Here is a 26,094-nt window from a genome sequence, read left to right on the forward strand (position 1 = left end):
CCTGGCATGCCTGAATCCAGCGCCGAAACCCCGATCCTCGGCCCGATGAGAGTCGCCTTGGCCGATGACTCGGTGCTGCTGCGCGAGGGGGTGCGCAGCCTGCTCGAAGACGAGGGCATCGCAGTTGTGGCCTCTGTCGATGACGGGCAGCAGCTCCTCACCGCGGTCGCGGCTCAGCGCCCGAACTTGGCGATCGTCGATGTCAGGATGCCGCCGACCCACACCACAGAAGGACTCGAGGCCGCGCTGGAGATCAAGCGCCGCTTCCCGGACATCGGAGTCCTCGTGCTCAGCCAATACGTTCTGCGCGAATATGCGACCGAGCTGCTGAGCACCGAGACCATGGGAGTCGGCTACCTGCTGAAGAACCGGGTCACTGACATCGACCGCTTCCTCGAGTCCGTCAATCGGATAGCGGAGGGCGGAACCGTCATCGACCCCGAGGTCGTCCGGCAGCTGCTGAGCTCGTCCGAGAAGCAGAATTCCCTGTCGGCGCTCACCCCTCGTGAGAACGAGGTCCTTCAAGCCATGGCTGAGGGGCTGTCGAATCGCGGTATAGCCGAACGACTCTACGTGTCCATCAGCTCCGTGGAGAAGGCCATCAGCTCGATCTTCGACAAATTCAGGCTGCACGCAGGGGAGACCACGAGCCGGAGGGTCGCGGCGGTCCTGCACTACCTCGATCAGTCCTGAGCCGGCGGAGAGCAAGGTTCTCAGAGTTCGGAACGGGCGCGGGCACCGATGCGCAGATTGAGGTCTTCGAGCTCGGCCAGCACATCGCCGGCACCCCAGATCTGATTGCGTTTGCGACTGGTCAGGCCGCGCACGACCCCGGCGTCCATCAGCGCGGAGACCGCCCTGTTCGCCGAGGAGCTGGACAGTTTCAATGAGTCCTCAAGATCGTCGATCGTGAACACCGGGTCCGATGCGAGGTAGTTCAGGATCCTGGCTGCGGCGCTGTTCTCACGTGGATGGCCGAGGAGATCGGCCCACTCATCAGGCAGTCCAGCCAGCCTATGCGCGGTCAGCTGAGCTTCCTCCGCCGCGATCACCGATGATGTCGACCACAGCGTTATGACCGGTCCGGCGTCGCCTGAGTGATAGGAATTCAGCGCGGCGAAGTAGCGGTCTCGAACCTCGACCAAGGCAGCAGCCAGGGGAACGGTGATCCCGGTCGTGACGCCGCGTGAGTGGAGGATCCCAGCCGCCAAAGCCCGTCCGATCCGACCGTTGCCGTCGGTGAAGGGATGGATCGCTTCGAACTGTGAATGGGCGACGGCGGCCTGCGCGATCGTGGGAATGTCAACGCGGCGGGCGAAGGTCAGCAGATCATCCATGAGCTCAGGGACGAGCTCGGGGGGAGGGGGAACGTAGAGCGCGCCACGGGGCGAATGATCGGAGCCGCCGATCCAGTTCTGCATCGGCCGATGTCGGCCGGCCAGGTGAGCCTCACTGGCATCGTCCTTGAGCAGCAGCCGATGGGCGCGAGAGACCGAATCGGCATTGATCGCTCCCGATGTCAGCAGATCCAGCGCGCCCGTTGCAGCTGCCATCGCAGTTGCCGAAGAATTGGACTTCGCACCGTGGAGGGCTCGGACGAAGTCGTCGATAGGGGCCTCTTCGGCTTCGATCTTCGACGAGGCGATCGACTCGCTGCGCAGCAGCAGGTACGACAGCGGGATCAAGGTGCGACCGTGCTCGGCATCAAGCCGCGAGATCGCGCGGACCGCGGTTTCAGAGCGTGCGGCGAGCTCCGAGGGCAGGCGCAGGTCGACCGAGCCGATGCGAGCCGGAATGGAGACGGACACCTCGGCGAAATTTCTGTCGTCGATCGTGCCGCCGCGGAATTCCTGGCGCCACGGTCTGGTCTCTGCCTGCGCTGCTGGCACGTGAACGGCAGGATCGGGCACGGGAACGGCGGAATCGGACATGGGAATAGTCTAGTCGATAAGCCCATATAATAAAATAAATGGGAATATCTCTCATGGTGATCCCAGTTCCGGGGAACTTGGTTCCCTCGTTAGACTCGCAGCTCAGAGACGCCGAGGATACTAGGAGCGCCGGAGGCTCACAGTGCTCGCAGGGGTCTCGAACCCGATGAGATTCAGTGTCGAATATGAGGAGAATGATGAAACGGCAGCTGCCCGACGTGAAGGAACTCGCCCCTCTTCTGCAGTTCGGTTTGCCCAGGCTCGACAGGGTGGGTGCGCGACTCGACTCCGCCGCCGATGTCTGGGACCTGCGTCGCATCGCGAAGCGGGTGACCCCCACGGCACCCTTCGACTACGTCGACGGCGGCGCGCTCGATGAGCACACGCTGCGCAAGAACCGTCAGGTCTTCGCCGACGTCGAACTCCTCCCACGGATCCTGCACGGAGTCGAGGCACCGAACACATCGACGACGATCGCCGGTCAGCACACAGCACTGCCATTCGGCATCGCCCCGACAGGCTACACGCGGATGATGCATTCCGAAGGTGAGATCGGGGGAGTCCGCGCGGCGACAAAGGCAGGCATTCCCTTCTCGCTGTCAACGATGGGCACGCGATCGATCGAAGAGGTCGCCCAGGCGGCACCGGGATCCACCCGTTGGTTCCAGCTCTACCTGTGGAAGGACCGCGAGCGCAGCCTCGATCTGCTTCAGCGAGCCCAGGCCAGCGGGTACGAAACCCTGCTCGTCACCGTCGACACTCCGATCACGGGCCAGCGCCTGCGCGATAACCGCAATGGGCTCTCGATCCCACCGAAGCTGACCCTGAAGACGATCCTCGATGCCTCCTACCGGCCCGGCTGGTGGTTCAACTTCCTCACCACCGAACCGCCGAAATATGCCTCCTTGTCGAACACCTCGCAGTCCTTGGCCGAGATGACGCGGACCATGTTCGATCCGACACTTGACCTCGATGACCTCAGGTGGATCCGTCAGCAGTGGAAGGGCAAGCTCTTCGTCAAGGGAGTCCTCACCGCCGAAGATGCCGACAGGGCCCGGGCCATCGGCGCAGACGGCCTGGTCGTATCCAACCACGGCGGACGCCAACTCGATCGCGCACCTGACTCTCTGACCGCACTGGCGGAGGTGCGAGCGGCCGTCGGCGAGGACATGGAACTCATCCTCGACTCCGGAATCATGTCCGGCACCGACGTGGTGGCCGCTCTGTGTGCCGGAGCAGACTTCGTGCTCGTTGGCCGGGCCTACCTCTACGGACTGATGGCCGGCGGACAGCGCGGCGTGGAGAAGGCCATCGACCTGATCCGGGCAGAGATACTGACTGCCATGGGCCTGATGGGAGCCCGGAACATCTCCGACCTCGGACCGCAGCTGGCCAGGGGGCTGCCCGGTGTTCCCGGCTTGACCAAGGGAACCTCGGGAGAGCAGCTCACGCCTCGAGCAGGCGCTTGAGCAGACGGAACTGCTGACCGGCGGCGGCTTCGATGCTGTCGCCGGTTCGACTGTCGCGGCTGGTCTGCTGCAGGGTCCATTCGTCGAAGGCGCCCAGCATGCTCGCGGCCGCCACGGCCTGCAGGTCCGCCGGACATTCCGCATCGATGGCACCAGCCTCCCGCCCGATCTCCAACACCGACGAAATCCACTTCTGGTAGCTGCTCTCAAGGCGGGTGACCCCGGGATCGGCACGATTTTCATGCACGATCCGCCACAGCAGTTCGAGTGCCCGAACCTGCGGCCAGACACGCAGGGCATCGTCGAACACGTATGCAGCAGTCTTCCAGAAGTCTGAGGCGAAGTTGCTCGGGTCCGGCGGAGTCCATTCTCTCCTCGCCAATTCGCGAAGCTCATCGACGACCAGTGACAACAAGGATTCCTTGGAGTCGATGACGTGATAGAAGGAGCTCTTGCTCATCGAAGCTGCGGAGATGATGCTGTTGAGGGAGGCCTGTTCGAAGGGGCGGGAGGCGAATTCCTCGGCGGCGGCGACGATCAGCGCCTGCCGCTTGGCGCTCGGCATACGTGCGAATGCAGAAGCTGACACGATCTCTTCCTCGCAATCTCTGGACCAGGTGGTCCAGTCAATGCTACCGTGATTGGACCACCTAGTCCACTCTGCGCATGCTGACCGCGAAGACACCGCGCAGACAGAGGCCAGCTGCAGGAGATGACGACGCGAGGAGATGTCATGATCACGAACATGCCCTTCGACGAGCAGTATGAGGCCGCGAAGACAGAGGATCTGCGCATTCTCGTCGTGGGCGCCGGAATCGCAGGAGTCACGGTCGCCCAACTGCTGCGCAGGCAGGGCAGGCATCCCGTACTCATCGAGCGTTCGCGAGATCCTGAGACGATGACCGATGACGATCATGCCGGATACATGCTCGCTCTCATGCCGATGGTCGACCCGGTCTTCGACGATCTCGGCGTCCGCGAGCAGTACCAAGAGAACAGCGTGGCCATCGACCGGTACGCATTCCACGCCCATACCGGCGAAACGCTGCGCAAGGACCGTCTGGGCAGTCTGCTGGCCCGCTACGGGCAATACAGAGGAATTGCCAGGGGAGAACTCCTCGCCGTCCTCTCGGCCGGGACCTGTCCCGTGGCCTTCGACTCATCGCTGGTCTCCCTTGCCGCACTCGACCCTGCCGCGGACGGCGACCCCCGCCCGGCACGGGTGGAAGTGTCCACCGGGGTCCACAGCGAGGACCATTATCTGCATGGTGCGGAATTCGACCTCGTCATCATCGCCGACGGTCTGAACTCGCACAGCAGGCGCCTCGTTCCAGGCGGTTCAGCCGAGAGCTCTGTCGACACGGCATGGGGCGGGTGGGTCGCCTGGGCACCGGCAGATGCTGACACCGACCAGGTCGACGAACTCTGGGGCGAGGGATTCTTCCTCGGTGCCTACCCAGTCAAAGACAGGATCGGAATCTTCCTCGGCGTCCCGGACTCGAGGGAACCTCTCGGCCCCAAACGCTTCGTCACCGAGGTCCGCAGCAGACTCACCACCCAGAGTCCGAGGATCGACGCGGCACTGACCGCCGTCGCTGAGGCCGAGGATCCGTATTTCTGGGCACTGCGAGACTTCCGCAGCTGCCAGTGGGTCACGGGCACCACGGTCCTCCTCGGAGATGCCGCGGCAGGTTTCCTCCCCACGGCCGGAATCGGCGCCGGGATGTCGATGGAGTCTGCCTGGATGCTCGCAGCGTCCCTCGAATCCACCTCACCGGAGCGGCTGCCCGAGGCACTGGCTCGCTTCGAGGCCGCCCAGCGGCCCAGGGTCGAACAGGCGCAGTCAACCTCTCGTGAACTTGCACGATTCATGTTCTACCTGCCGCGGGCCGTCGCCGGTCTGCGAGACCTGATCTTTAAGCTGGTCAGCGTCAAGTCTGCATTGGCACCGATCGTCGACCTCCTCAAACACCCGGCCAGACCAGACGAAGTGCGCAGCGCCGACATCTGAATGTGGTAAGAATGGCCGGGGCCCGAACGGGACACCGGTCGCACGACAGTCAAGGGACACGATGAACGAAACAGCCGCCTCGGTGAGGGAGAACCGCGAACTCAAACGGGGGCTGAAGTCACGTCACCTGCAGATGATCGCCATCGGCGGTGCCATCGGCACCGGACTCTTCCTCGGATCCGGCGGCACGATCTCCCAGGCCGGACCCGGCGGCGCACTTCTGGCCTACGCTGCGATCGGCATCATGGTCCTCTTCGTCATGCAGTCCCTGGGGGAGATGTCGACACATCTGCCCGTGGCCGGTTCCTTCCACACCTACGGCTCGAAATACGTCAGCCCCTCATTCGGCTTCGCCATGGGCTGGAACTACTGGTTCAACTGGGCCATCACACTCGCCGCCGAACTCGTCGCGGCCGGGGTCATCATGTCCTTCTGGCTGCCGGACGTCCCCTCCTGGGTCTGGGCCGCGATCTTCCTGGCCCTGCTCACCGGGCTCAACTTCCTCTCGGCCAAGGCCTTCGGCGAAGGCGAATTCTGGTTCGCGGCCATCAAGGTCGCCGCTGTCCTCGCCTTCCTCGTCCTCGGCGTGCTCATGATCTTAGGTCTCATCGGTGGGCAATCGCCGGGTATGAGCAACTGGACGAGAGGCGAAGCGCCATTCGTGGGCGGCTGGGTTTCGATCATCAGCGTGTTCATGATCGCCGGCTTCTCCTTCCAGGGCACCGAGCTCGTCGGTGTGACCGCAGGCGAGTCAGCCGACCCGCGCCGCGATATGCCCCGGGCCATCCGCACCGTGTTCTGGCGCATCATGCTCTTCTACATCGGCGCAATCATCATCATCGGCTTCCTCCTGCCCTATTCAGACCCCTCGCTGCTGGCCTCGGCCAACAACGAGGACGTCACGGCCTCGCCCTTCACCCTTGTCTTCGAGCGCGCCGGCATCGCCGTGGCCGCATCCGTGATGAACGCCGTCATCCTCACCGCGATCCTCTCGGCCGGCAACTCCGGCCTCTACGCCTCGACCCGCATGCTCTACGCGATGGCCAAGGAGGGAACCGCGCCGAGGCTGTTCGCCCGACTCAACGAACGCGGAGTTCCCGTCATGGCCCTGCTGGCCACCGCGGTCATCGGGCTGTTCGGATTCCTCTCCGAGGTGATGGGTGACGGTGGGGCCTACACGTGGCTGATCAATGTCTCCGGGCTCTCCGGGTTCATCGTCTGGGTCGGCATCGCCTGGTGCCACTTCCGGTTCCGCCGTGCCTACGTCAAGCAAGGCCGAGACCTCGCGGATCTGCCGTATCGGGCGCCGCTGTTCCCGATCGGACCGATCATCGCACTGGTCATGCTGGTCATCGTCATCATCGGCCAGAACGTCCAGGCCATCGTCGAGGGACGGGTCCTCGAAGTTGCCTCCGCCTACATCGGACTGCCCTCCTTCCTGCTGCTGTGGCTCATCCATCGACTGGTCACGGGACGTCGCTCACGCACGGTGGGTCTCGATGAGATGGACATCGAAGGACTCGAGATCAGGCCCGAGCGGGAATCGGGCAGTTTCGGCTGACCGTCGCTGCGGTCCGCCGCGCCTGGCTGTCGCAGAAGCCCTCGAGCATACGTTAAGCTAGGCTTGCCTAACTCACGAAGAAGGATCTCATGCGCAGAATTCTCGCCCCCATGCTCGCCTCCGTACTCCTGCTCGCTGCCTGTGGCGGCGGGGGTGGTGAAGAGGAAGCGGCCTCCGGTATCAGCATCGACACCAAGTTCGGCTCCGTCGAGGTCCCGAAGGACCCGCAGAAGGTCGTGGCGCTGGGATGGGGAGATGCGGAAACCGCGTTGGCACTCGGTGTGCAGCCGGTCGGAGCCTCCGACTGGGTGGAGTTCGGCGGCAAGGGCGTCGGCCCCTGGGCCGAGGACCTCTACGACCAAGCCCCGGAGATCATCGAGACGATGGAGCCCGATTTCGAGAAGATCGCAGCTCTCGAACCTGACCTCATCCTCGATACGAAGAGCTCCGGTGAGCAGGAGCGCTATGACCGACTCTCAGAGATCGCCCCAACTGTGGGAGCGCCTGAAGGCGGAGACAACTACCTGACGACCATGGACCAGCAGGTCGACCTCGTCTCCCAGGCCCTGGGTAAGGAAGACGAAGGCAAGAAGGTGCTCAAGGCTCTCGATAAGAAGTATGAGGCCGCTCGTGAGGCCCATCCGGAGTTCGACGGGAAGTCCGTGAGCGTGGCCGCGAAGACCTCGGAAGGCTGGGGAGCCTACGTCGAAGGGTCGGAGCGAGTCCAGTTCATGGAACAGCTCGGATTCAAGCAGTCCGAGAAGGTCGCAGCCCTCAAGCCCTCGGGCTTCACCGCCACCGTGTCCGAAGAGAAACTCGATGATCTCGACGCGGACCTGCTCGTGGCCTTCCCGATCTACATCCCCGATTCCGAAGTCACCGAGGACGCTGCCTTCAAGCGCATCCCAGCTGTCGAGGACGGGCACAGCCTGGTGCTGACCGAGGACCTCAACGACGTGAGGCAGGCATTCTCACTCAACTCGGTGCTCTCCGCGTCGTTCGCCGCGGAGAAGATGCCCGACCTCGTCGCGGATGCTCTGAAGTAGCGGCCGCACTCAAGCAGCTCTCGCACTCACAAGGCCGTCACGCTTCCTCACACTGCGGCACGCCACGCATCAAGACCGATATCGATGATGCGGGCGTGCCGCACGTCTGCCAGAGAGTCGATGGCCAACCATTCGGCGCGGTCCGTGGTGCCGTCGACCTCGAGAGTCCCCAGCATGCCTCCGGTGATATGAGCCTCATAGACGACGCGGACTCCCTTGAATGGACGCGAGACCGATCTGCGGCGTGCGGAATTGCTGCGATTCTCAGTGAAGGTGTGTGTCGTCAGCGGCCGGATCAGCTCGGCGTCGAAGCCCGTCTCCTCTTTGATCTCCCGGATCGTGCCTGCCTCGATGCTCTCGTGGAACTCGATTCCACCGCCGGGCAGAGTCCACAGCGCATGGGCCGGTTCGTTGCCGCCGTTGAACCAGCTGAGAAGGATTTCCCGGTCCTGGTTGACGATCACCGCGTACCCGGCCAGTCGTGTGTCGTAATCGGAGAAGTGCATGGACTCAGCCTACCTGTGAGTATCTCTTCCCATGCCGCAGTCCGGTGAATAGGCTGATCAGATGGCTGAAGCAGCGAAATACCCGAACGAGCACATCATCGCCACCCGCACGATCGACGCCCCTGCCCATACGATCTTCACCGTGTTGGCTGATCCGGCTCGGCACCGGGACACCGAACCCACGGACTGGGTGCGAGGCGCCATTGATCCGACGCCGATCACGGCCACCGGACAGATCTTCTCCATGAATATGCGCTTCGATGAAGCCAGCGGTGATTACCGGATCGACAACACCGTGACAACGTTCGAACCCGATCACGCGATCGCATGGGATCCCGGACAAGCCGATGAGAGCGGTCATGTGGCCCCAGGTGGTTGGCGCTGGCGCTACGACCTCGACGAGAAGGACACCGGCACCGAGGTGAAGCTGACCTATGACTGGTCACGCACAACACAGGAGATCCGAGACGCATTCGGCGGCTTCCCCGTCGTCAGCCCCGACTATCTCGACCAATCGTTGCAGGCCCTGGAGCAGGCGGCCACCGACAGCAGATGACCTGGTGAGACGTGCCGGGTAGGCTGGAGGCGTGACTGATATCGCCAGCAGACTCGTCGGCAGCGCCGGTGAGCGCATCGTGTTCCTCCACGGACTTTTCGGCCGCGGCAAGAACTTCACCTCCATCGCCAAAGCCCTCGAGCCCGACTACTCGAGCCTCCTCGTCGACCTGCCCAACCACGGTGATTCGGACTGGACCGAGGATTTCAGCTACGTGGGCATGGCCGACTCCGTGGCCGCGATGATCGTCGAGGTGACCGATCCCGAAGATCTGCCCGTGCACCTGGTCGGTCATTCCCTGGGCGGCAAGGTCGCCATGATCCTGGCCCTGCGCCATCCGGAACTCATCGACCACCTCGTCGTCGTCGACATCGCCCCCAATGCAGGCGGGTCCCTCGGCGTCTTCGAACATCTGCTCTCGAGCCTCGCCGAACTCGATCTCAACGAGATCGAGTCGCGCACCGCTGCGGATGAAGCTCTGCAGGAGAAGATCCCAGAGGACACGATCAGGGGGTTCCTGCTGCAGAACCTGCGGAGCACCTCGGCGGGGTACGCCTGGCAACCCAACCTCACCCTGCTTCATGAGAGCCTGCCCGCGATCGGAGACTTCCCCGAGACGGGGGAGACGACCTTCGACGGTCCGGTGCTCTGGATCGCCGGTGAGACATCGGACTACGTCTCCCGTGACGATCTGCCTCTCATGCGCTCCCTCTTTCCCCGCGCAACCCTTCTCACCGTCAAGGGATCAGGCCACTGGGTCCACTCCGAGAAGCCGAAGACGTTCATCTCCTCCCTGCAGGCATTCCTCGCACGCACGTGACGCCGCGAACTCACCTGGGGTGCCCCGATCTCACCTGTGAGACCCCGGGATCGGGACACTCTTGGTGAGGAATATGCTGGTGGGCAGTGGCGTTGAGCCACACAGAGATCCATTGAGCCACAACATCACAATCTTCACGAGGAGGAACGAGTGAGCACAGCGATCCCGGCCGATACCACGGCCAAATTCGCCGACTACGCAGACGGATCACGACTGGTCAGCACCGAATGGGTGGCCGAGCATGCCGGTGAACCCGGACTGGTCATCGTCGAAAGCGACGAGGACGTCCTCCTCTATGAGACCGGGCACATCCCCGGCGCGGTGAAGGTCGACTGGCACACCGAACTCAACGACACCGTGACGCGTGACTACGTCGACGGTGAAGGCTTTGCCGCCCTCATGTCCGCGAAGGGCATCTCACGTGAGGACACGATCGTCTTCTACGGCGACAAATCCAACTGGTGGGCCGCCTACGCGCTGTGGGTCTTCTCGCTGTTCGGACACGAAGACGTCCGCCTCATGGACGGCGGCCGCTCCAAGTGGCAGGCCGAAGAGCGCGAACTGTCCACGGAGAAGCCACGCCGGGAACCGACCGAATACCCGGTCATCGACCGTGACGACTCAACCCTGCGTGCCTTCCTGCTCGAGGTCAGAGACAGCCTGGGCAAGCGTCCCCTCATCGATGTGCGCAGCCCCGAGGAATACAGCGGTGAGCGCACCCACATGCCCGCCTACCCCGAAGAGGGCGCACTGCGCGGAGGACACATCCCCACTGCAGCATCGGTGCCATGGGCGAAGGCCGCAAACGAAGACGGCACCTTCAAATCAGCCGAGGAGCTCAAGGCCATCTACACCGACGAGGCCGGGCTCGGCACCGCCGATGAAGTCATCGCCTACTGCCGCATCGGCGAGCGCTCCAGCCACACCTGGTTCGTGCTTCAGCACCTGTTGGGCTACACCAGCGTCCGTAACTACGACGGTTCCTGGACCGAGTGGGGCAATGTCGTCGGCGTTCCCATCGTCACCGGATCAGAGGCCGGCGAGGTGCCCAGCCGCTGATGACTGCCGATACAGACGCCGCGATGGCCGACAATTCCGATCTGCCGGAGAGCCTGGTCGAGATCGTCGAGGACTTCGCCGAGACCGAAACCGGTGATCGGCTTCAGCTGCTGCTCGAATTCGCCTCGGAGCTGCCCGAGGTGCCGCAGCGCTACTCCGATCATCCAGAACTGCTCGAGCCGGTGCCCGAATGCCAGTCGCCGATCTTCGTCGTCACCGAGGTCGAGAACCCCGAGCAGGGCGATGCCGCGATCGTGAAGCTGCATTTCTCAGCGCCTCCCGAGGCGCCGACGACACGTGGCTTCGCCGGGATCCTCCACGAAGGTCTCAATGGCCAGACCGCCGAGGTGGTCCTGTCCATCCCGTCTGACCTGCCTCTGCGGCTGTCGATGACGGAGATCGTGAGCCCGCTGCGGCTGCGGGGGATGAGCGGCATGCTGTCGCGGATTCAGCGTCAGACGTCCGAGAGGATCGGAAAGATCACAGGTCAGTGATCGGGAAATCGTTTGGATGGGCCGACGTTTTCGACTAGATTGTGGTTAGCCTGCCCTTAATTAGTCGATACTAAGGAACCCTCCGATGACCGGTCTCGCCACCACCGCCTCGGCGAATCCGTCTGAGGTGAACGGTCGGAAGGCGAGTCGGGCGCTGAAGATCAGAAGAACCGTCGGGCTTGTCATCGCGATTCTGGCCTTGGTCGTCGTGGTGCTGGCATCGCTGGCTATCGGCACCCGGGACATGCCGATCTCGGAGGTCCTCGGAGCGTTCTTCAACCCCAGCGGCAGCGACGACCAGCTGGTCGTCCTCGAACTGCGCTTCCCGCGGACCGTGCTCGGCATCCTCGTCGGCATGGGGCTGGGATTGGCCGGCGGGCTCATCCAGGCGCTGACCCGCAACCCTCTGGCCGATCCGGGCATCCTCGGCGTCAACGCCGGGGCCTCCTTCGCAGTGGCCGTCGGCATCGGGTTCTTCGGAATCACGTCGATCAACGGCTACATCTGGTTCGCCTTCCTCGGTGCTCTCGTGGCCACGACCGGCGTGTACATCATCGGTTCCTCGGGCAGGAACCACAGCGTCGATCCGATCCGCCTGACCTTGGCCGGAGTCGCGGTCGCCGCAGTGCTGACCGGGCTGACCAAAGGAATCCTGCTCACGAACGAACGAGCCTTCGACGCCTTCCGCGCCTGGGACGTCGGAGCCATCGCCGGCCGCGGGTTCGACACGGTCTCAGCGGTCGCCCCTTTCATCATCATCGGCATCGTACTCGCCTTGTTCCTGGCCCACTCGCTCAACGCGGTGGCACTCGGCGACGATCTGGCCGCCAGTCTCGGCACCTCGGTCAACCGCACCCGCATCATCACCATTCTCGCCGTCACCCTCCTCGCCGGCGGCGCCACCGCTGCTGCCGGGCCCATCGGCTTCATCGGACTCATGATTCCCCATATCGCCCGTTGGATCGTCGGTCCCGACCAGAGATGGATCCTCAGCTACTCCGTCATCCTCTCGCCCATCCTGCTCCTCGTCTCCGATGTGCTCGGACGCGTGGTGATGAAACCGGGTGAACTCCAGGTCGGCGTCGTCACCGCCTTCGTCGGCGCGCCGGTGCTCATCGCCCTCGTTCGCAGAAAGAAGGCGAGCGGACTGTGAAGACATCGAACTCACCGATCGGTGACGCCCCTGTGCTCGTTCCAGGACACCGCGTTCTGCCGGGGGAGCGGATCAACTTCGGTCGCCCCATGCTGCGAGCCTTCGGCTTCCGCATCGATCTGCGCGTCGTCGTCACAGCCGGCATCGTCACTCTCCTGGCCCTGGGCTGCGGATTCCTGGGGCTGCTGCTCGGCGAGTTCTCATTGACCCCGGGCGAAGTCTTCCAGGGGCTGTTCGGCCAGGCCGACAGACGCATCGTCAACACCGTCGTCGCCGAATGGCGGGCACCGCGCATCATCGCCGGAATCGTCCTCGGCGCCGGCCTGGGCATCTCGGGTGCGGTATTCCAATCACTGACCCGCAACCCGCTGGGCAGCCCCGACATCATCGGCTTCTCCACCGGTGCCTACACCGGCGGCATCGTCACCATCATCGTCTTCGGCTCCAGCTTCGTCTCCACCGCCTTCGGCGCGATCATCGGCGGACTCCTCACCGCCATCGTGGTCTACCTTCTGACGTGGAAGGGCGGCGTCCAAGGCTTCCGACTCATCATCGTCGGCATCGCACTGACCGCCATGCTCAACGCCTTCAACACCTGGCTGATCATGCGCGCTGACCTCGACCTCGCCATGGCCGCAGCCACTTGGGGTGCTGGAACACTCAACGGCATGGGCTGGTCGACCCTGCTTCCGGCCGCCATCGGCACGGTGCTGTTGGGGCTGGGATGTGGGCTCTTCTCACGGGGTCTGGGAACCCTGGAGCTCGGCGATGACACCGCCAAGGCGCTCGGCGTGCGCAATGAACCGGTCCGCGCCGGTCTCATCCTGGTGGCCGTAGCTCTCGTCGCCGTCGTCACCGCCGCCGCGGGACCGATCGCCTTCGTCGCACTTGCCGCCCCGCAGATCGGACGTAGAATCGCGAAATCCCAGGGCACCAGCCTGCTTTCAGCTGCGGCGGTCGGAGCACTTCTGCTCGTCGCTGCCGACCTCATCGCCCAGCATGCCTTGGGCGAGACCCAACTTCCCGTCGGAGTCGTCACCGTGTGCATCGGCGGCATCTACCTGATCTGGCTCCTCATCCAAGAAGCTCGGAAGGCACAATGAGCATCACACCTGATACGACTGACGCGACGCCGGACACGACCGACACGACGTCAACGGCAGCGTCGGCTCCGGCTCCGCTGGCCGCTCGCAATCTCGATCTCGCCTACGACCAGCGGCACGTCGTCGCCGACCTCGACGTGGAGATCGCACCGGGCAAGTTCACCGTCATCGTCGGCCCCAATGCCTGCGGCAAGTCGACTCTGCTGCGGGCACTGGCCAGGCTGATGACGCCGACGAAGGGCACGGTGCTCCTCGACGGTGGAAACATCGCGAAGTTGAAGACGAAGCAGATCGCCAAGCGCTTGGGGCTCCTCCCACAGACCTCGATCGCACCCGACGGCATCACTGTGGCAGAGCTCGTGGCTCGCGGACGTCACCCACATCAGTCGTTCCTCAAGCAGTGGACTGAGCAGGATGAGGTCGCCGTGCTCACGGCACTGCGTGCAACGAACACCGAAGAGCTTTCCTCCCGCCAGGTCGACGAGCTCTCCGGGGGCCAGCGGCAACGGGTCTGGGTGGCGATGGTCCTGGCGCAGGAGACGCCTCTGATGCTTCTCGACGAGCCCACGACGTTCTTGGATCTGGCCTTCCAGATCGACCTCCTCGACCTGTTCGCTCAGCTGAATCACGAACACGGTCACACCCTTGTCGCCGTCCTTCACGACCTCAACCAGGCCTGCCGCTATGCCGATGAGATCATCGCGATGAAGAACGGCGCGATCGTGGCCCAGGGCGCACCGGCTGAGATCATCACGACAGAACTGGTTCACCAGGTCTTCGGCATCGAGTGCACCGTCATCGATGACCCTGTCACCGGTGCACCCATGATCGTTCCCGGCAAACCGAAGAAGACCTTCGCTGATCGGTGACCCCCAATACCTGCTGATCTCCACTACCGGCTGGTCCCCACTAACTGCTGGTCCGACCGAAAGCACATCATGAAGAGAGCCAACATCGTCGTTTCAACTCTGGCCACGGGGGCAGTGGTCCTCAGCGGCTGCTCGGCGCCTGCCTCCAGCGGCTCGTCGGGAGAGAATGAGACAGGTTCGGTCGCACCGGTGACGGTGGACACTCTTAAGGGTGAGGTCGAGGTTCCGGCAGACCCGAAGAACGTGGTCGCACTCAACACACCCTCGGCGGACGTCTCTGCGCAACTGGGCACGACACCGGTGGCCGTGGCCACAAACGTCGATCAACTCAACGCCTGGCAACAGGGGGTTCTCGACGCTGTCGCAGACGACTCTCTGGTCAGCGACACCTATGAGGTCAACGTGGAGAAGGTGGCGTCGTACGAACCTGATGTCATATTCGCTGCTCCTTGGAACGTCACGGACAAAGCGGTATATGACCAGCTGTCCGATATTGCCCCGGTAGTGGTGCCGAAGTCGGAATCGACCAATCCCGACTGGGACGTCAGCGCAGAAGTCGTCGGTGAGGCGCTGGGCAAGAAGGACGAGGTCGATGAGATCATCGCGACGACGAAGAAGTCGATGAAGACAATGGGACAAGATCTCGGTGTGGCGGGCAAGACCTATCAGGTCATCTCGCCTCGTGCCGATGGCATCTATTTCGGCAATGCGGCCCCACTCGAGCTCCTCGGACTGGAACCGGGGCAGCATCAGGCTCCCGAAGAGGTCAACAAGTTCACGCTCTCGGCCGAAGAGCTGAACCAGCTCGATGCCGATTTCCTCTTCATCTGGGCCATGGGCGACGATGCGAGGTCGACGGTCGAAGACAACCCCAGCTTCGACTCTCTACCCGCAGTGAAGAACGGAACCGCGAAGTTCGTAGGCGCTGACTTCACGACTGCGATCAACGGTGCCAGCCCGGCCAGCCTCGACTGGCTCATGACCGAAAGCGACATCCAAGACGTGCTGGAGAAATAGGACTCAACTGTCCGAGGCGTCTTTGGCCTGGCCGGGTGCGTAGTTCGGCTTAGGTCCCGCCCCGTGATCGGCTGTTGAGGACGGGTCCGCGATCGAGGACGGGTCTGCCGAGTCGTCTGCAGGAGCCGTCTCAGCAGGCACTTCGGCGTCATTTGCGCCGGTGGCTGTGTCCTTGTCGTTCTTGTTCCCCGACTTCAGCAAAGCGGTGAAGCCGATAGCGATACCAGCCACGATTCCTCCCCAGACGGCGCCGAGGATGAGCGAGAAGAACGTGTTGACCAACCAGCCGAGGAATCCGCCGACTCCGGCGATCGCGGCCACTGGCTCTTCGAGGTGATGGACGAAATCGTAGAGGGCATGGAAGCCGAGCTCGTCAGTACCGACAAGGATGATATGTCCACCGACCCACAGCATGGCGAAGGTGCCGATGACTGATAGGCCTCCGAGGAGCTTGGGCATGGCCTTGACGAGGAACCGACCGAACTTCTGCGAGCTCGGCTTCTCCTTCTGCGCCATGTGCAGGCCGATGTCGTCCATCTTGACGATGAGAGCCACAGAACCGTAGACACCGACGGTGATAGCCAGGGCCACGACGACGAGGATAATGGCCCTTGGGAGCAGGCCCTCGCTGGCCACCTCGTTGAGGGCGATGACCATGATTTCGCAGCTGAGTACGAAGTCAGTAGTGATGGCCGAACGCACGATCTTCTTCTCGGCGTTGCCGTCATCCTTCTTACCGTGCTTGGACTCCTTCTTCGGCTCTTCATGGTGCTCGACCCACCCGAACTTCTCGAAGATCTTCTCCGCACCCTCGAAGCACAGATAGGTGCCGCCCACCATCAGCAGGGGAGTCAGCAGCCAAGGGACGAACTCGCTGAGCAGCAGGATGATCGGCAAGATGATGAGGATCTTGTTGATCAGCGAACCGAAGGCGATGCGCTTGATGATCGGCAGCTCCCGTTTCGGGTCGACGCCCTCAACGAATTTCGGAGTCACCGCAGCATCGTCGACGACGACGCCGGCGGCTTTCACTCCCGCCCGGGAAGCACCTGCGGCGACATCGTCGAGGCTCGCTGCCGAGAGTCTGACGAGTGCCGCTACGTCATCGAGGAGTGCGAACAGACCGCCGGCCATTTAACGTCCTTCGTCGGATTCGTCTGAAGCGGCGGCGCGATTCAGCACGCCGAGATGGTTGCCGCTGTGATCGAAAACGGTGAGTACGTCACCTTCGGCCTCAACCCGGTGAACCCGTCCCACCCAGGCTTCCATCCCCATGACGGCACGCTGTGTGGTGGCGAAGGGTTTGACGACCGCTCCTGGCTCTTCCGCTCCCCAGGTGGTCGAGATCCGGTTTCCGCCATCGCTGCCGGTCAACGTTCCGTCCTCCTCGAATTGGAGGAACGCGGAGGACCCGTCCTTTGTGCTGATCCACTTGCCGTTGACTGAATTGGTCATTTGTCTTCCTTCTCCAGCCCGCCGACGACTTTCCCGCTGGCGTCGGCGATCTTCATGACGTTGCCTTCGACAGTTGCCGACGATGCTTTGGACAGCCATGTGTCCACGCCTGCACATGCTTTCTGGGTCGTGGTGAATGAGGAGATGAGAATCTTGTCCCCATCGACTTCCCACGATGTCTTGATTGCATTGCAGCCATCGGTTCCCTTGACCTGTCCGTCTTCGGAAAACTCGAGATACGGATCTCCAGCTTCAGGAGAGGTCCATTTTCCGGTGGGATCAAGGGCCGCGGAGTCGGCCGAATCCGAGGGCGTGTTGGTTTCTGTGGGTGCGGAGCTGGTCGGTTCGCTGGGTTCGGAGCCTGTCCCGCACGCGGCAAGGGGGAGGACGAGGCCGAGAACAGCAACTCCGATCACACGTCTGAACGTAGCTGAAGGTCTGTTTTCAGTGAGATTGAGCATGCACCGATCATAACGGCCAGCCTTGAGCGCATCATGGAGAAGACGGCGAGTTGGGTGTCAATTCAGGTTTTGTAAGTTGTGTTCACCATCAACGCGCATTGTGCTTGCGTCTCATCGTTGCCAAACCGTAATCTTTCACGTGGTTGAAAGACTGTTCTCAGAAACGTCCGCGCGATTGTTGAGCTGCGGGTCGAAGAGGGCACAGGCAAACGCAACAGTGAATCCGATCAAGGGAACCAAAGAGTATGCAGAAGAAACTCGTGCAGAGTTCGCTGGCACTGACCGCCGCTGCGGCGCTCGGTCTCGGCAGTGCGTTCGTCGCATCCCCTGCCATGGCCGACAACGCCCCGCAGAAGCTGGATGTGCAGAACGACGCCCAGGTGCAGAAGGCACTGTCCGGCCTCTCAGGCGTCAACGCCTACGGTGCCAAGGACGGAAAGCTCAACCTCGGTGTTGAGAAGAAGACCGACGAAATCAAAGACCTTGAAGAGAAGTTCGACAACATCCACGTTGTGGACGGCATCAAGGAACTCAAGCCTTACGCCAAGAAGGACCTCGTCGGCGGCGCCGGCTACCTGGCCAACTCGCCTGCAGGCAACGGCGTTTGCTCCACCGGTTTCTCCGGCTGGGACGGCGAGGGCAACCCCGTCGTGCTGACCGCAGGACACTGCTCGAAGGTCATCGAAAGCACCGGCGAGATCACCGGCGACACCAAGGTCGGCGACACTGAGAAGCCTTCAATCGCAGAAGCCAATGGCGGCGAAGGATTCCAGCCTTCCACAATCGGCACCGTGGGAGAGTGGGGCTACCACAGCTACGGCAGCGGCGATCTCCTCGAGGGACCCAGCGACGACTGGACCGAGCCGAAGCCCACCGACATCGACTTTGCTGTGATCAACGTTGACAAGGACAAGTACAACGTCAAGAACGGCGTCACTGATTGGAAGAGCGCAGACTCCGACGATCTGTCCACGAGCCTCGCCACAGACATCACCGGCGTTGGGGCACACAAAGAGACGACCGTCGAGAAGTCCGGCCGCACGACTGGCCTGACGGAAGGCGACGTCATTCCGTTCGAAGAGTACCCATTTGAGTACTCGAACGTTGGTGGACGTTGGGTTCACGGCTTCGGCGTGACCTCACCTGAGTCCGATCCCTTCTCGCAGCCGGGCGACTCGGGTGGCGCCGTATTCCAGGGTGACACCGCAGTCGGTGTCATCTCCGGTGGCGGACCTGCTGCCGACGGCAGCCAGTTCGGCTGGGTTGCCGACCTCGACTACTCGCTCGAGCAGTCCGGTGTCGACTTCCAGGTTGAGAAGCCAGGCGAGGAGACCCCCACCCCTGAGACCCCAGCAGCACCCAAGGCTGAAGACCAGACCATTGAACCCACGGGCGATGTGACCGGTAAGGCCAAGGCCGGCGCTGAGGTTGAGGTCAAGTGGGAAGCTGCCAAGGGCACCCAGGCCGCTGAAGACGGATCCGAGACGGTCAAGGCCGACAAGGACGGCAACTTCACAGTCGAAGGCCCTAAAGCCGAGGGCGAATACGACTTCACCGCAACTGCCACCGTGGACGGCGTGGAATCCAAGCCTGCCGAATTCCAGGTCACAGTTGAAAAGGAAGAGACCGAGACTCCTGCTCCAGCCGAGCGCGAGATCAACGTTGACCCCAAGGAAATCGCCGCTTCTGACTTCGTGAAGGAAGACAAGGGCGTGACCGTCACGGTCAAGGGCTTCGACGAGGGAGAGAAGGTGTCCCTCAAGGTCGCTTCCGGTCCCGAGAACGTCGAAGGCATCACCCTCGACGAGACCGCCAACGAAAACGGTGCAGCTGCGTTCTCGATCTATGGCACGAGCGAAGCCAATCCTTCGGTCTACCTCGGCAAGTACGACGTGAACGTGACCGGAGCCAACGACACCGATGAAGAGAAGGCTCTTGCCGGCTCCTTCAACGTTGTCGAAGATGAAGATGGCAACGGCGGCGGCGGAAACGACGGCGGCGATGACGGCGACAACGGAAACAAGGATGACGACGGCAATGGTGACGGTGGAGACGGTGGATCTGATCTGCCTCGCACCGGTGCTGAACTGACCGGCCTTGCTGCCGGTGCCGGACTCCTCGTTGTCGGTGGAGCTGCAGTCGTTCTGACGATGCGTCGGAACAAGAAGAACTGAATATGACTCACACGGTCAGCACATGATCGCCTGAGAGTTCACTCGAGCGCCCCTGGTCTGCGGACCGGGGGCGCTCGTCTGTGTCTGGGGCTAGACCGAGGAATTTCTGGGGAGAACGAGCCAGCAGTGAGTCAGTAAACCATTTCAGCAACGTCTGTTGTTTCGGTCATTTAGTTCACAGTTTGCGGGCTACTTTCTTGGTAGTCGCTGTATGTAGGTCGTAACCTTATCGTGACCAAGGTCATTAAGTTGTGATGTTGCAACCTCCTGATAAGAGAAACGGAAACGTATGCAGAAGAAACTCGTGCAGAGTTCGCTGGCACTGATCGCCGCCGCGGCGCTCGGTCTCGGCAGTGCGTTCGTCGCGTCCCCTGCGCTGGCCGACGGCCCGCAGAAACTGGATGTGCAGAACGAAACTCAGGTGCAGAAGGCACTGTCTGACATCGAAGGTGTCAATGCCTACGGTGCAAAGGGCGGAGAGCTCAACCTCGGTGTGGAGAAGAAGACACCGGAGATGATCGATCTCGAGAAGAAGTATGACAATGTCAACTTCACAGAGGGCATCAAGGAACTTAAAGCGTATGCCGGCAATGACATCGTCGGTGGCGCTGGATACACGGTTGGAGAAGGCAGCGCAGTCAGCGGAGTCTGCTCGACTGGATTCTCCGGCTGGGACGGCGACGGAAACCCTGTTGTGCTGACCGCGGGCCACTGCTCAAAAATCATGGACGAGACTACCGGGGCAATCACCGGAGACAGCACCGTCAACGATACCGAGGCGCCGTCGAAGGCTCCCGCGAACGGTTCAGAGCAATCTGCGCTGAGCGGAATTGGTGTCCTTGGCAAGTGGGGATTCACCAGCTTCGGCGAGAGTGGTCAGCACGACGCTTCAGAAGATCCGTCCACGGCTCAGAGCAGCGACATCGACTTCGCAGTGATCAACGTTGATGAAGAAAAGTACAACGTCAAGAACGGTGTGACCGACTGGAAGAGTGCTGGCGACGACGATCTTTCGAAGAGTCTCGCGACTGGCATCACCGAGGTCGGTTCTCACACGGACGGCAAGATCCAGAAGTCAGGTCGCACGACAGGCTTGACCGACGGCGACGTCGACGCCGAGTACAACGCCAAGTTCGAATACGCCAACGTTAGCGGCTATTTCGTACACGGTTTCGCAGTGACTTCGCCCAAGGATAAGCCTTTCTCTCAGCCGGGCGACTCAGGCGGCGCTGTATTCCAGGGCGACACCGCTGTTGGTGTTATTTCCGGTGGCGGACCGTTGGACGAGACCACACAGTTCGGCTGGGTAGCAGACCTTGACCATTCGATCCAGGAATCGGGTGTTGACTTCAACCTCGAAGAGCCGGGTGACGAAACTCCTGAAGCTCCCGCCTCTCCAGTTGCCAAGAACCAGACCATTGAGCCCAATGGCACTGTTGCTGGCAAGGCTGCTCCCAATGCGGATGTGAAGATCAAGTGGGGCGCAGCTGCTGACGGACAGGTCGCAAACCAGATGGCGAAGGCCGAGCCGCACGGCGCACCTGCAGGCGAAGAGACTGTCACCGCTGACGTTGAGGGTAACTTCACCATTGAAGGTCCCGAAGCTGAAGGCAAGTACTCCTACTCTGCTATTGCGGTCGTCGACGGTCAGGAATCAGCTGTCACTGATTTCGAAGTAACTGTTGAAGCAGCTGACGAAGCTGAAGCCGATGCCACTGCAGAAGCCGAAGCCGATGCCGATGCCGGTGTAGAGGCCGACGCTGGTGTGGAAGCTGACGCTGGCGCCGAAGGCGACGATGCTAACGCTGATTCCGCTGCCGCTGCCGATGGCGCAGAAGCCGACGCTGAAGCTGAAGCTGACGCAGGCGCCGAGGCCGACGCTGGTGCAGAATCTGACGCAGGCGCCGAGGCAGACGCTGGTGCAGCTGCAGACGCTAAGAATGCAGAATCAAACGCTGATTCCGACGGATCGAAGGACGGCGAGGTTCCGGCCGAGCGCAAGATCTCCATCGAGCCTAAGGAAGTTGCTGCTTCTGACTTCGTGAAGAAGGACAAGGGCGTGCAGATTACGGTCGAGGGCTTCGAAGAGGGCGAAAACGTCTCTCTCGAGGTTGTCGCCGGTCCGGAAAATGTTGAGGGTATCACTCTCGACGAGACCGCGAACGAAAACGGCGTCGCCGCCTTCTCGATCTATGGAACCAACGCATCTGATCCTTCGGCCTACCTGGGCAAGTACGACGTGCAGGTGACCGGAGCCAACGACACGGATGATGAGAAGGCACTTGCCGGTTCGTTCACCGTGGTTGCCGATGAAGATGGCAACGGCGGCGGAAGTGACGACGGTGACGGTGGAGACGGTGGATCTGATTTGCCTCGCACCGGTGCTGAACTGACCGGCCTTGCTGCCGGTGCCGGACTCCTCGTTGTTGGTGGAGCTGCAGTTGTCCTGACGATGCGTCGGAACAAGAAGAACTGAACATAGCTCACCCGATCAGCCAATGATCGTCTGAGAGTTCATAAGAGTGCCCCTGGTCTTCGGATCAGGGGCACTCGTCTCATGGTCAGTACTACGGTGTCAGGGCACGGGTGACCAGTGGCTGGCCGATGAGCTCGTCATCACGCCGAGCGGATACGACATGAGCCGAAGACAGCACACTCTTATGGAGGGACACCGGGTCCTGTGTATACGTGGTCCGTCCCACCGAACGATAGAGCTCGATAAGCTCGGTGGCCCCGGGCACTGAATTCGACGCGTACTCGATACCTTCCTCGACCTGGGGAGTGAACATCGGGAAGTCGTGCCAATGAACATCGACCGACGCCCCATACTTCCATTCCTCGCGCAGAATGGCATAGGCGACTGAGTCTCTGGGCTACTGACCCGATGCGGCCACGCCCGTCGATAGTGTGCTTCCTTCGACCAGCCTGCGCGGATGAAGGTCGAACATGGGCGTGTCTTCAGTGAGGTCTTCGAGTCGCACTATGCCGAGGTTGCCCAACTGTTCATGCTGGAGCCAGAAAGTGTCGTAGTCATCACTGCGAAAGCACCGGATGCAATCCGCTCTTCGACCCCGGCAGCAGTCCATTGCTGTGGGCGGACGTAGAAGGGAAAATCATTGCTGGTGAAGAAATCGATGAGTCCGGAACGATCGGCACTATTGGGGTCGAGGCGTGACAGGGATATGCTCATGGTCACCAGGCTAACCAGCTGCGTGATGACAGGGGAGTGAGAGCATTGAGCCTCGATGATGACCCATTCGACTACCGCATTACGAAATCGGGCATGCTCATCATTACGCGCAACGGCCGAACCGTGATGGAGCTTGGCGGCAAGAAGGCGTCTGCCTTGATTCCCAAGCTCGGTGCCAGCGACGAATCCGATCAGCAGCTGCTTGCGCGTGTCACCGGCAACTACCGCCACGGCAATGAACGACAGGTCAACAAACCGCACTGACCGGACGATTGTTCAGTTCTTGGTAATGTGTGTCACATGAGTCAAAAGAATCCGGGCGAATCTCACCTGGGCGAGTTCGCCTCCGCCATTGCAGTCAAACGCGAGTCGGATACCAGCTTCAGCGCTGAGCTCGACGGAGAGTGGAGTGTCGCCGGCGCGGTCAACGGCGGATACCTCCTCAGCATTGCCGCGCAGGCCCTGCGGAGCAACAGCCCGAAGGCGCCTGACCCTTTGGTCCTTTCGACCTACTACCTGGGCCCCAGCCAGGGTGGCCGAGCCGACATCGCGACGCGACTCATCCGCGAGGGCCGATCCAGTGCCACCTTCGCCGTTGATCTGTCCCAGAACGACGCACCGACGATCACCGCCCTGGCGACGATGGGCAGCCTCGCTGATCTGCCCGACGATGTCGCGACCACAGCCAGCCCACCAGAGCTGCCGGACCCGGATCAGTGCATCAGCATCGCCGAGGCACCCGGAGACTTCGTCAAGTCCGCTCCTTTGGTCAAACGCTACGATATGAGACTCGATCCCGAGACCGCCGGCTTCGCAACTGGTCGACCCAGCGGCCGCGGTCTGCTCCAGGGTTGGATCCGCTGGGCTGACGGGACCGAACCAGACTCGCTGGCGCTGCTGGCATTCCTTGACGCGTTCCCACCGGTGATGTTCGATCTGGGCCGCTTCAACTGGGCCCCGACCATGGAGCTCACCGCTCATCTGCGTGCCGTTTCAGCGCCAGGCTGGATCAGGGCGAAGCTGTACACGCGTAACATCGCCGGCGGCATGTTCGAAGAGGATTGTGAGCTCTGGGACTCCGCTGGCCGATTGGTCGCCCAGTCCCGGCAGCTGGCACGACAGCCGCGAGGTTGAGAGCTGAAGTATGGCGGGAGGCCCGCGTCGAGTCAGAGCCTGCGTCTAGAGTGTGAGGTCAAACAGGCATCATTATGAAAGGACCACCAGCCATGGCGTCTCTGTCCTCGCTGAGCATCACCTTCGACTGCAAAGATGTCGACACCCAGTCGGTATTCTGGTCCGAACTCCTCAATGCCGAACTCGATGACGGCGCGAACGAATTCGTCGCCAGCATCGGCGGCGTCCACAGTGGCGAATCGACGACTCCCGGCATGCTCTTCCTCAAGGTCGAGGAACGTGGCGAGGGAAAGAACCCCTTGCACATCGATCTCGATGACCCGAACTATCCCGCCGATGTCGACCGTGCGGTGGCGTTGGGGGCCGAGAAAGTTGAGTCGTTTGCCGAGTTCGGCATCGAATGGACCACGCTGAAAGACCCCGAAGGAAATGTCTTCGACATCGGTCGGAAGACACCGAATGAAGAAGGCGAAATATGACCTGGAGCCCGCGGCCAGCAGACCCGACCGAAGCACCGAGGGAGCGACAGGGGTTGGAAGAGTTCCTCGACTACTATCGTGCGGTGCTGCGCAGAAAGGTCGAAGGGCTGGCCTCGGCCGACCTCAACCGTCGGGTCGGTGCATCGCCGCTGACTCTGGGCGGGATCATCAAGCACCTCAGCCTGGTCGAAGAACAATGGTTCGTCGAGGATATCTTGGACCAGGAACTCTCTGAACCGTGGGCGAGCATTGACTGGAAGGCCGATCCTGACTGGGACTTCGAGAGCGCAGCCGAGGACACGCCCGACTACCTGCTGAGGCTGCATGCCAAGGCCTGTGACCAGTCGCGGGAAATCCTCGCCGGCATCGATGACTTGGATACGCTCATGGCACGTAAACCGTCCTCGGGCGAGCGGTTCAACGTCCGGTGGGTGCTGATCCATATGATCGAGGAATACGCTCGACACGTAGGCCACGCCGATCTCATCCGCGAAAGCATCGACGGGGCCACCGGCGACTAAGACGCCACGACGGTGATATCGAGCCTATTGTTGGCACCTGGGAGTGTGAGTCTCGTAGGCTGAAGGAACTATGACTAACTCCAGCTCCGAGGCGGCCGCTTCCGTGAAGACCACTCGTTCCAAAGCTCTGATTCCCCTCGATCTGCTCCGCGGTTTCCTGATCGGCTCCGCCGAGCTCGTTCCCGGGGTCTCCGGCGGAACGATTGCTCTCGTGACCGGAGTCTACGATCAGCTCATCGACTCGGCCGCCCATGTGGTCAAGGCGGCGAAGACTGTGATCACCGGCCCTGACCGGTGGAGCGGTGCCTGCGCAGAACTGCGCCGCACAGACTGGTTCCTCGTCATCCCGGTCCTCCTGGGCATGGCGACAGCAGTCCTCAGCATCGCTGGAGTGATGGAAGGCTTCGTCACAGCCAACCCGGAACTTGCCAGGGGACTGTTCTTCGGACTCGTCGCTGCCAGCATCTGCGTCCCATTGCGCATGCTGCCGGCGCGCAGCGGGCAATCTCTGCTGCTGGGTATTCTCGTCTTTCTCGCCGCTGCAGCTCTCGCCTTCTGGATGACCGGACTGGCAGGAGGTTCCGACGTTGAGAACCCACCACTCATTGCGGTCTTCTTCGTCGCCTCAATCGCCATCTGTGCACTGGTCGTTCCCGGCGTATCGGGATCGTTCTTCCTTCTCGCAGTCGGCCTCTACGCCACCACGCTGCGCGCGGTCGACGACCGCGACCTCGTCTATATCGCTGTATTCGGACTTGGCGCGATCCTCGGCTTGGCACTGTTCGTCAACATCCTGCGCTACTTGTTGCACAACCACCGATGGTGGACTCTGGTCGCGATGGCTGGTCTGATGCTCGGCTCCCTGAGAGCCCTGTGGCCGTGGCAATCCGATGCAGAAGCCGGGGGTCTGCTCGCGCCCTTCGACCCGATCGCTGCCCCGATCATCCTCGCCGTCATCGGTGCGGCAATAGTGGTTGTCCTCATCGTCATCGAGTCCAAGTTCGCGTCGAAGGCTGCCAAGGACAACCTCGTCGAACAGTAGAGACAACATAGTTTGTGCAGATTTCGCTCAGGATTTGCTCAGG

The 26,094-nt window shown here is 62.0% G+C and carries 28 protein-coding genes; 20 read left to right on the plus strand and 8 right to left on the minus strand.

Annotated features, from left to right (window positions below; translation table 11 throughout):
• Positions 1-6 precede the first annotated feature (6 nt).
• Positions 7-693 (plus strand): response regulator transcription factor, encoded by a 687-nt coding sequence (locus JFC13_RS01855; RefSeq protein ID WP_269769969.1) that lies wholly within the window; start codon positions 7-9, stop codon positions 691-693.
• 20 nt (positions 694-713) lie between these two features.
• On the opposite strand, the gene JFC13_RS01860 is transcribed toward JFC13_RS01855, so the two are convergent.
• On the minus strand, positions 714-1,931 hold the full coding sequence (locus JFC13_RS01860; protein WP_198395402.1) for a Fic family protein: 1,218 nt from the start codon (positions 1,929-1,931) through the stop codon (positions 714-716).
• Positions 1,932-2,128: 197 nt separating this feature from the next.
• Here JFC13_RS01860 and JFC13_RS01865 point away from each other — a divergent pair, with 197 nt between their 5' ends.
• Positions 2,129-3,400, plus strand: coding sequence for an alpha-hydroxy acid oxidase (locus tag JFC13_RS01865; RefSeq protein WP_198395681.1), 1,272 nt, complete (start codon positions 2,129-2,131; stop codon positions 3,398-3,400).
• Here JFC13_RS01865 and JFC13_RS01870 read toward each other — a convergent pair.
• On the minus strand, positions 3,378-3,989 hold the full coding sequence (locus JFC13_RS01870; RefSeq protein ID WP_198395403.1) for a TetR/AcrR family transcriptional regulator: 612 nt from the start codon (positions 3,987-3,989) through the stop codon (positions 3,378-3,380). The genes JFC13_RS01865 and JFC13_RS01870 overlap by 23 nt on opposite strands.
• A gap of 144 nt (positions 3,990-4,133) precedes the next feature.
• Here JFC13_RS01870 and JFC13_RS01875 point away from each other — a divergent pair, with 144 nt between their 5' ends.
• From JFC13_RS01875 to JFC13_RS01885, 3 genes are all read left to right on the plus strand, one after another.
• Entirely contained in the window at positions 4,134-5,411 is a 1,278-nt protein-coding gene (locus JFC13_RS01875) for an FAD-dependent oxidoreductase (protein ID WP_198395404.1), read from the plus strand.
• A gap of 61 nt (positions 5,412-5,472) precedes the next feature.
• Positions 5,473-6,972: an amino acid permease gene (locus JFC13_RS01880; protein ID WP_198395405.1), complete on the plus strand. Its 1,500-nt coding sequence runs from the start codon at positions 5,473-5,475 to the stop codon at positions 6,970-6,972.
• An 89-nt stretch (positions 6,973-7,061) separates the two neighbouring features.
• Positions 7,062-8,018, plus strand: a complete 957-nt coding sequence (locus JFC13_RS01885; protein ID WP_198395406.1) for an iron-siderophore ABC transporter substrate-binding protein — start codon at positions 7,062-7,064, stop codon at positions 8,016-8,018.
• Positions 8,019-8,065: 47 nt separating this feature from the next.
• Here the strand turns inward: JFC13_RS01885 and JFC13_RS01890 are convergent, their stop codons facing one another.
• On the minus strand, positions 8,066-8,524 hold the full coding sequence (locus JFC13_RS01890; protein WP_198395407.1) for an NUDIX hydrolase: 459 nt from the start codon (positions 8,522-8,524) through the stop codon (positions 8,066-8,068).
• 61 nt (positions 8,525-8,585) lie between these two features.
• On the opposite strand from JFC13_RS01890, the gene JFC13_RS01895 reads away from it, so the two are divergent.
• From JFC13_RS01895 to JFC13_RS01930, 8 genes are all read left to right on the plus strand, one after another.
• Complete coding sequence (locus tag JFC13_RS01895) at positions 8,586-9,080, plus strand: SRPBCC family protein (RefSeq protein WP_198395408.1); 495 nt, start codon at positions 8,586-8,588, stop codon at positions 9,078-9,080.
• 31 nt (positions 9,081-9,111) lie between these two features.
• Positions 9,112-9,900: an alpha/beta fold hydrolase gene (locus tag JFC13_RS01900; RefSeq protein WP_198395409.1), complete on the plus strand. Its 789-nt coding sequence runs from the start codon at positions 9,112-9,114 to the stop codon at positions 9,898-9,900.
• Positions 9,901-10,050: 150 nt separating this feature from the next.
• Complete coding sequence (locus tag JFC13_RS01905; protein ID WP_198395410.1) at positions 10,051-10,959, plus strand: sulfurtransferase; 909 nt, start codon at positions 10,051-10,053, stop codon at positions 10,957-10,959.
• On the plus strand, positions 10,959-11,453 hold the full coding sequence (locus JFC13_RS01910) for a SufE family protein (protein ID WP_198395411.1): 495 nt from the start codon (positions 10,959-10,961) through the stop codon (positions 11,451-11,453). Before JFC13_RS01905 ends, JFC13_RS01910 begins: the two co-directional genes overlap by 1 nt.
• A gap of 85 nt (positions 11,454-11,538) precedes the next feature.
• Complete coding sequence (locus tag JFC13_RS01915; protein ID WP_198395412.1) at positions 11,539-12,606, plus strand: iron chelate uptake ABC transporter family permease subunit; 1,068 nt, start codon at positions 11,539-11,541, stop codon at positions 12,604-12,606.
• Positions 12,603-13,709: a FecCD family ABC transporter permease gene (locus tag JFC13_RS01920; RefSeq protein WP_198395413.1), complete on the plus strand. Its 1,107-nt coding sequence runs from the start codon at positions 12,603-12,605 to the stop codon at positions 13,707-13,709. Before JFC13_RS01915 ends, JFC13_RS01920 begins: the two co-directional genes overlap by 4 nt.
• Entirely contained in the window at positions 13,706-14,578 is an 873-nt protein-coding gene (locus JFC13_RS01925) for an ABC transporter ATP-binding protein (protein ID WP_198395414.1), read from the plus strand. Before JFC13_RS01920 ends, JFC13_RS01925 begins: the two co-directional genes overlap by 4 nt.
• Positions 14,579-14,647: 69 nt before the next feature.
• Positions 14,648-15,595 carry an ABC transporter substrate-binding protein gene (locus JFC13_RS01930; RefSeq protein ID WP_198395415.1) on the plus strand — a complete coding sequence of 316 codons (948 nt, stop codon included), beginning with the start codon at positions 14,648-14,650 and terminating at the stop codon, positions 15,593-15,595.
• A gap of 3 nt (positions 15,596-15,598) precedes the next feature.
• Here the strand turns inward: JFC13_RS01930 and JFC13_RS01935 are convergent, their stop codons facing one another.
• The 3 genes from JFC13_RS01935 to JFC13_RS01945 are packed head-to-tail and all read right to left on the minus strand — an operon-like array spanning position 15,599 to position 17,466.
• The gene (locus tag JFC13_RS01935; RefSeq protein WP_198395416.1) at positions 15,599-16,729 is read right to left on the minus strand and encodes a DUF808 domain-containing protein; all 1,131 of its coding nucleotides are present in this window, start codon (positions 16,727-16,729) and stop codon (positions 15,599-15,601) included.
• Positions 16,730-17,050, minus strand: a complete 321-nt coding sequence (locus JFC13_RS01940; RefSeq protein ID WP_198395417.1) for an META domain-containing protein — start codon at positions 17,048-17,050, stop codon at positions 16,730-16,732.
• Complete coding sequence (locus JFC13_RS01945) at positions 17,047-17,466, minus strand: META domain-containing protein (protein WP_332839308.1); 420 nt, start codon at positions 17,464-17,466, stop codon at positions 17,047-17,049. Before JFC13_RS01945 ends, JFC13_RS01940 begins: the two co-directional genes overlap by 4 nt.
• A 290-nt stretch (positions 17,467-17,756) precedes the next feature.
• On the opposite strand from JFC13_RS01945, the gene JFC13_RS01950 reads away from it, so the two are divergent.
• Both JFC13_RS01950 and JFC13_RS01955 read left to right on the plus strand, forming a co-directional pair.
• Positions 17,757-19,685: an LPXTG cell wall anchor domain-containing protein gene (locus tag JFC13_RS01950; RefSeq protein ID WP_198395419.1), complete on the plus strand. Its 1,929-nt coding sequence runs from the start codon at positions 17,757-17,759 to the stop codon at positions 19,683-19,685.
• A gap of 289 nt (positions 19,686-19,974) precedes the next feature.
• Entirely contained in the window at positions 19,975-22,161 is a 2,187-nt protein-coding gene (locus JFC13_RS01955) for an LPXTG cell wall anchor domain-containing protein (protein ID WP_198395420.1), read from the plus strand.
• A gap of 91 nt (positions 22,162-22,252) precedes the next feature.
• Here the strand turns inward: JFC13_RS01955 and JFC13_RS01960 are convergent, their stop codons facing one another.
• Together JFC13_RS01960 and JFC13_RS01965 are read right to left on the minus strand one after the other, a co-directional pair.
• A complete protein-coding gene (locus JFC13_RS01960; protein WP_198395421.1) occupies positions 22,253-22,474 on the minus strand; it encodes a hypothetical protein in 222 nt (73 codons plus the stop codon).
• A 191-nt stretch (positions 22,475-22,665) separates the two neighbouring features.
• Positions 22,666-22,875, minus strand: coding sequence for a hypothetical protein (locus JFC13_RS01965; protein WP_198395422.1), 210 nt, complete (start codon positions 22,873-22,875; stop codon positions 22,666-22,668).
• Positions 22,876-22,911: 36 nt separating this feature from the next.
• Between JFC13_RS01965 and JFC13_RS01970 the strand changes: the two genes are divergently transcribed.
• The 5 genes from JFC13_RS01970 (at position 22,912) to JFC13_RS01990 (ending at position 26,051) form a co-directional block, all read left to right on the plus strand.
• Positions 22,912-23,139, plus strand: coding sequence for a hypothetical protein (locus JFC13_RS01970; protein WP_232488161.1), 228 nt, complete (start codon positions 22,912-22,914; stop codon positions 23,137-23,139).
• Positions 23,140-23,175: 36 nt separating this feature from the next.
• Positions 23,176-24,009, plus strand: a complete 834-nt coding sequence (locus JFC13_RS01975) for a thioesterase family protein (protein ID WP_198395423.1) — start codon at positions 23,176-23,178, stop codon at positions 24,007-24,009.
• Positions 24,010-24,101: 92 nt separating this feature from the next.
• Positions 24,102-24,488, plus strand: coding sequence for a VOC family protein (locus JFC13_RS01980; RefSeq protein WP_198395424.1), 387 nt, complete (start codon positions 24,102-24,104; stop codon positions 24,486-24,488).
• Positions 24,485-25,009 carry a DinB family protein gene (locus JFC13_RS01985; protein ID WP_198395425.1) on the plus strand — a complete coding sequence of 175 codons (525 nt, stop codon included), beginning with the start codon at positions 24,485-24,487 and terminating at the stop codon, positions 25,007-25,009. Before JFC13_RS01980 ends, JFC13_RS01985 begins: the two co-directional genes overlap by 4 nt.
• A 70-nt stretch (positions 25,010-25,079) precedes the next feature.
• Complete coding sequence (locus JFC13_RS01990) at positions 25,080-26,051, plus strand: DUF368 domain-containing protein (RefSeq protein WP_198395426.1); 972 nt, start codon at positions 25,080-25,082, stop codon at positions 26,049-26,051.
• Positions 26,052-26,094 lie beyond the last annotated feature (43 nt).

It is taken from the genome of Brevibacterium antiquum (assembly GCF_016107655.1).
GTDB classification, from domain to species: Bacteria; Actinomycetota; Actinomycetes; order Actinomycetales; family Brevibacteriaceae; genus Brevibacterium; species Brevibacterium antiquum.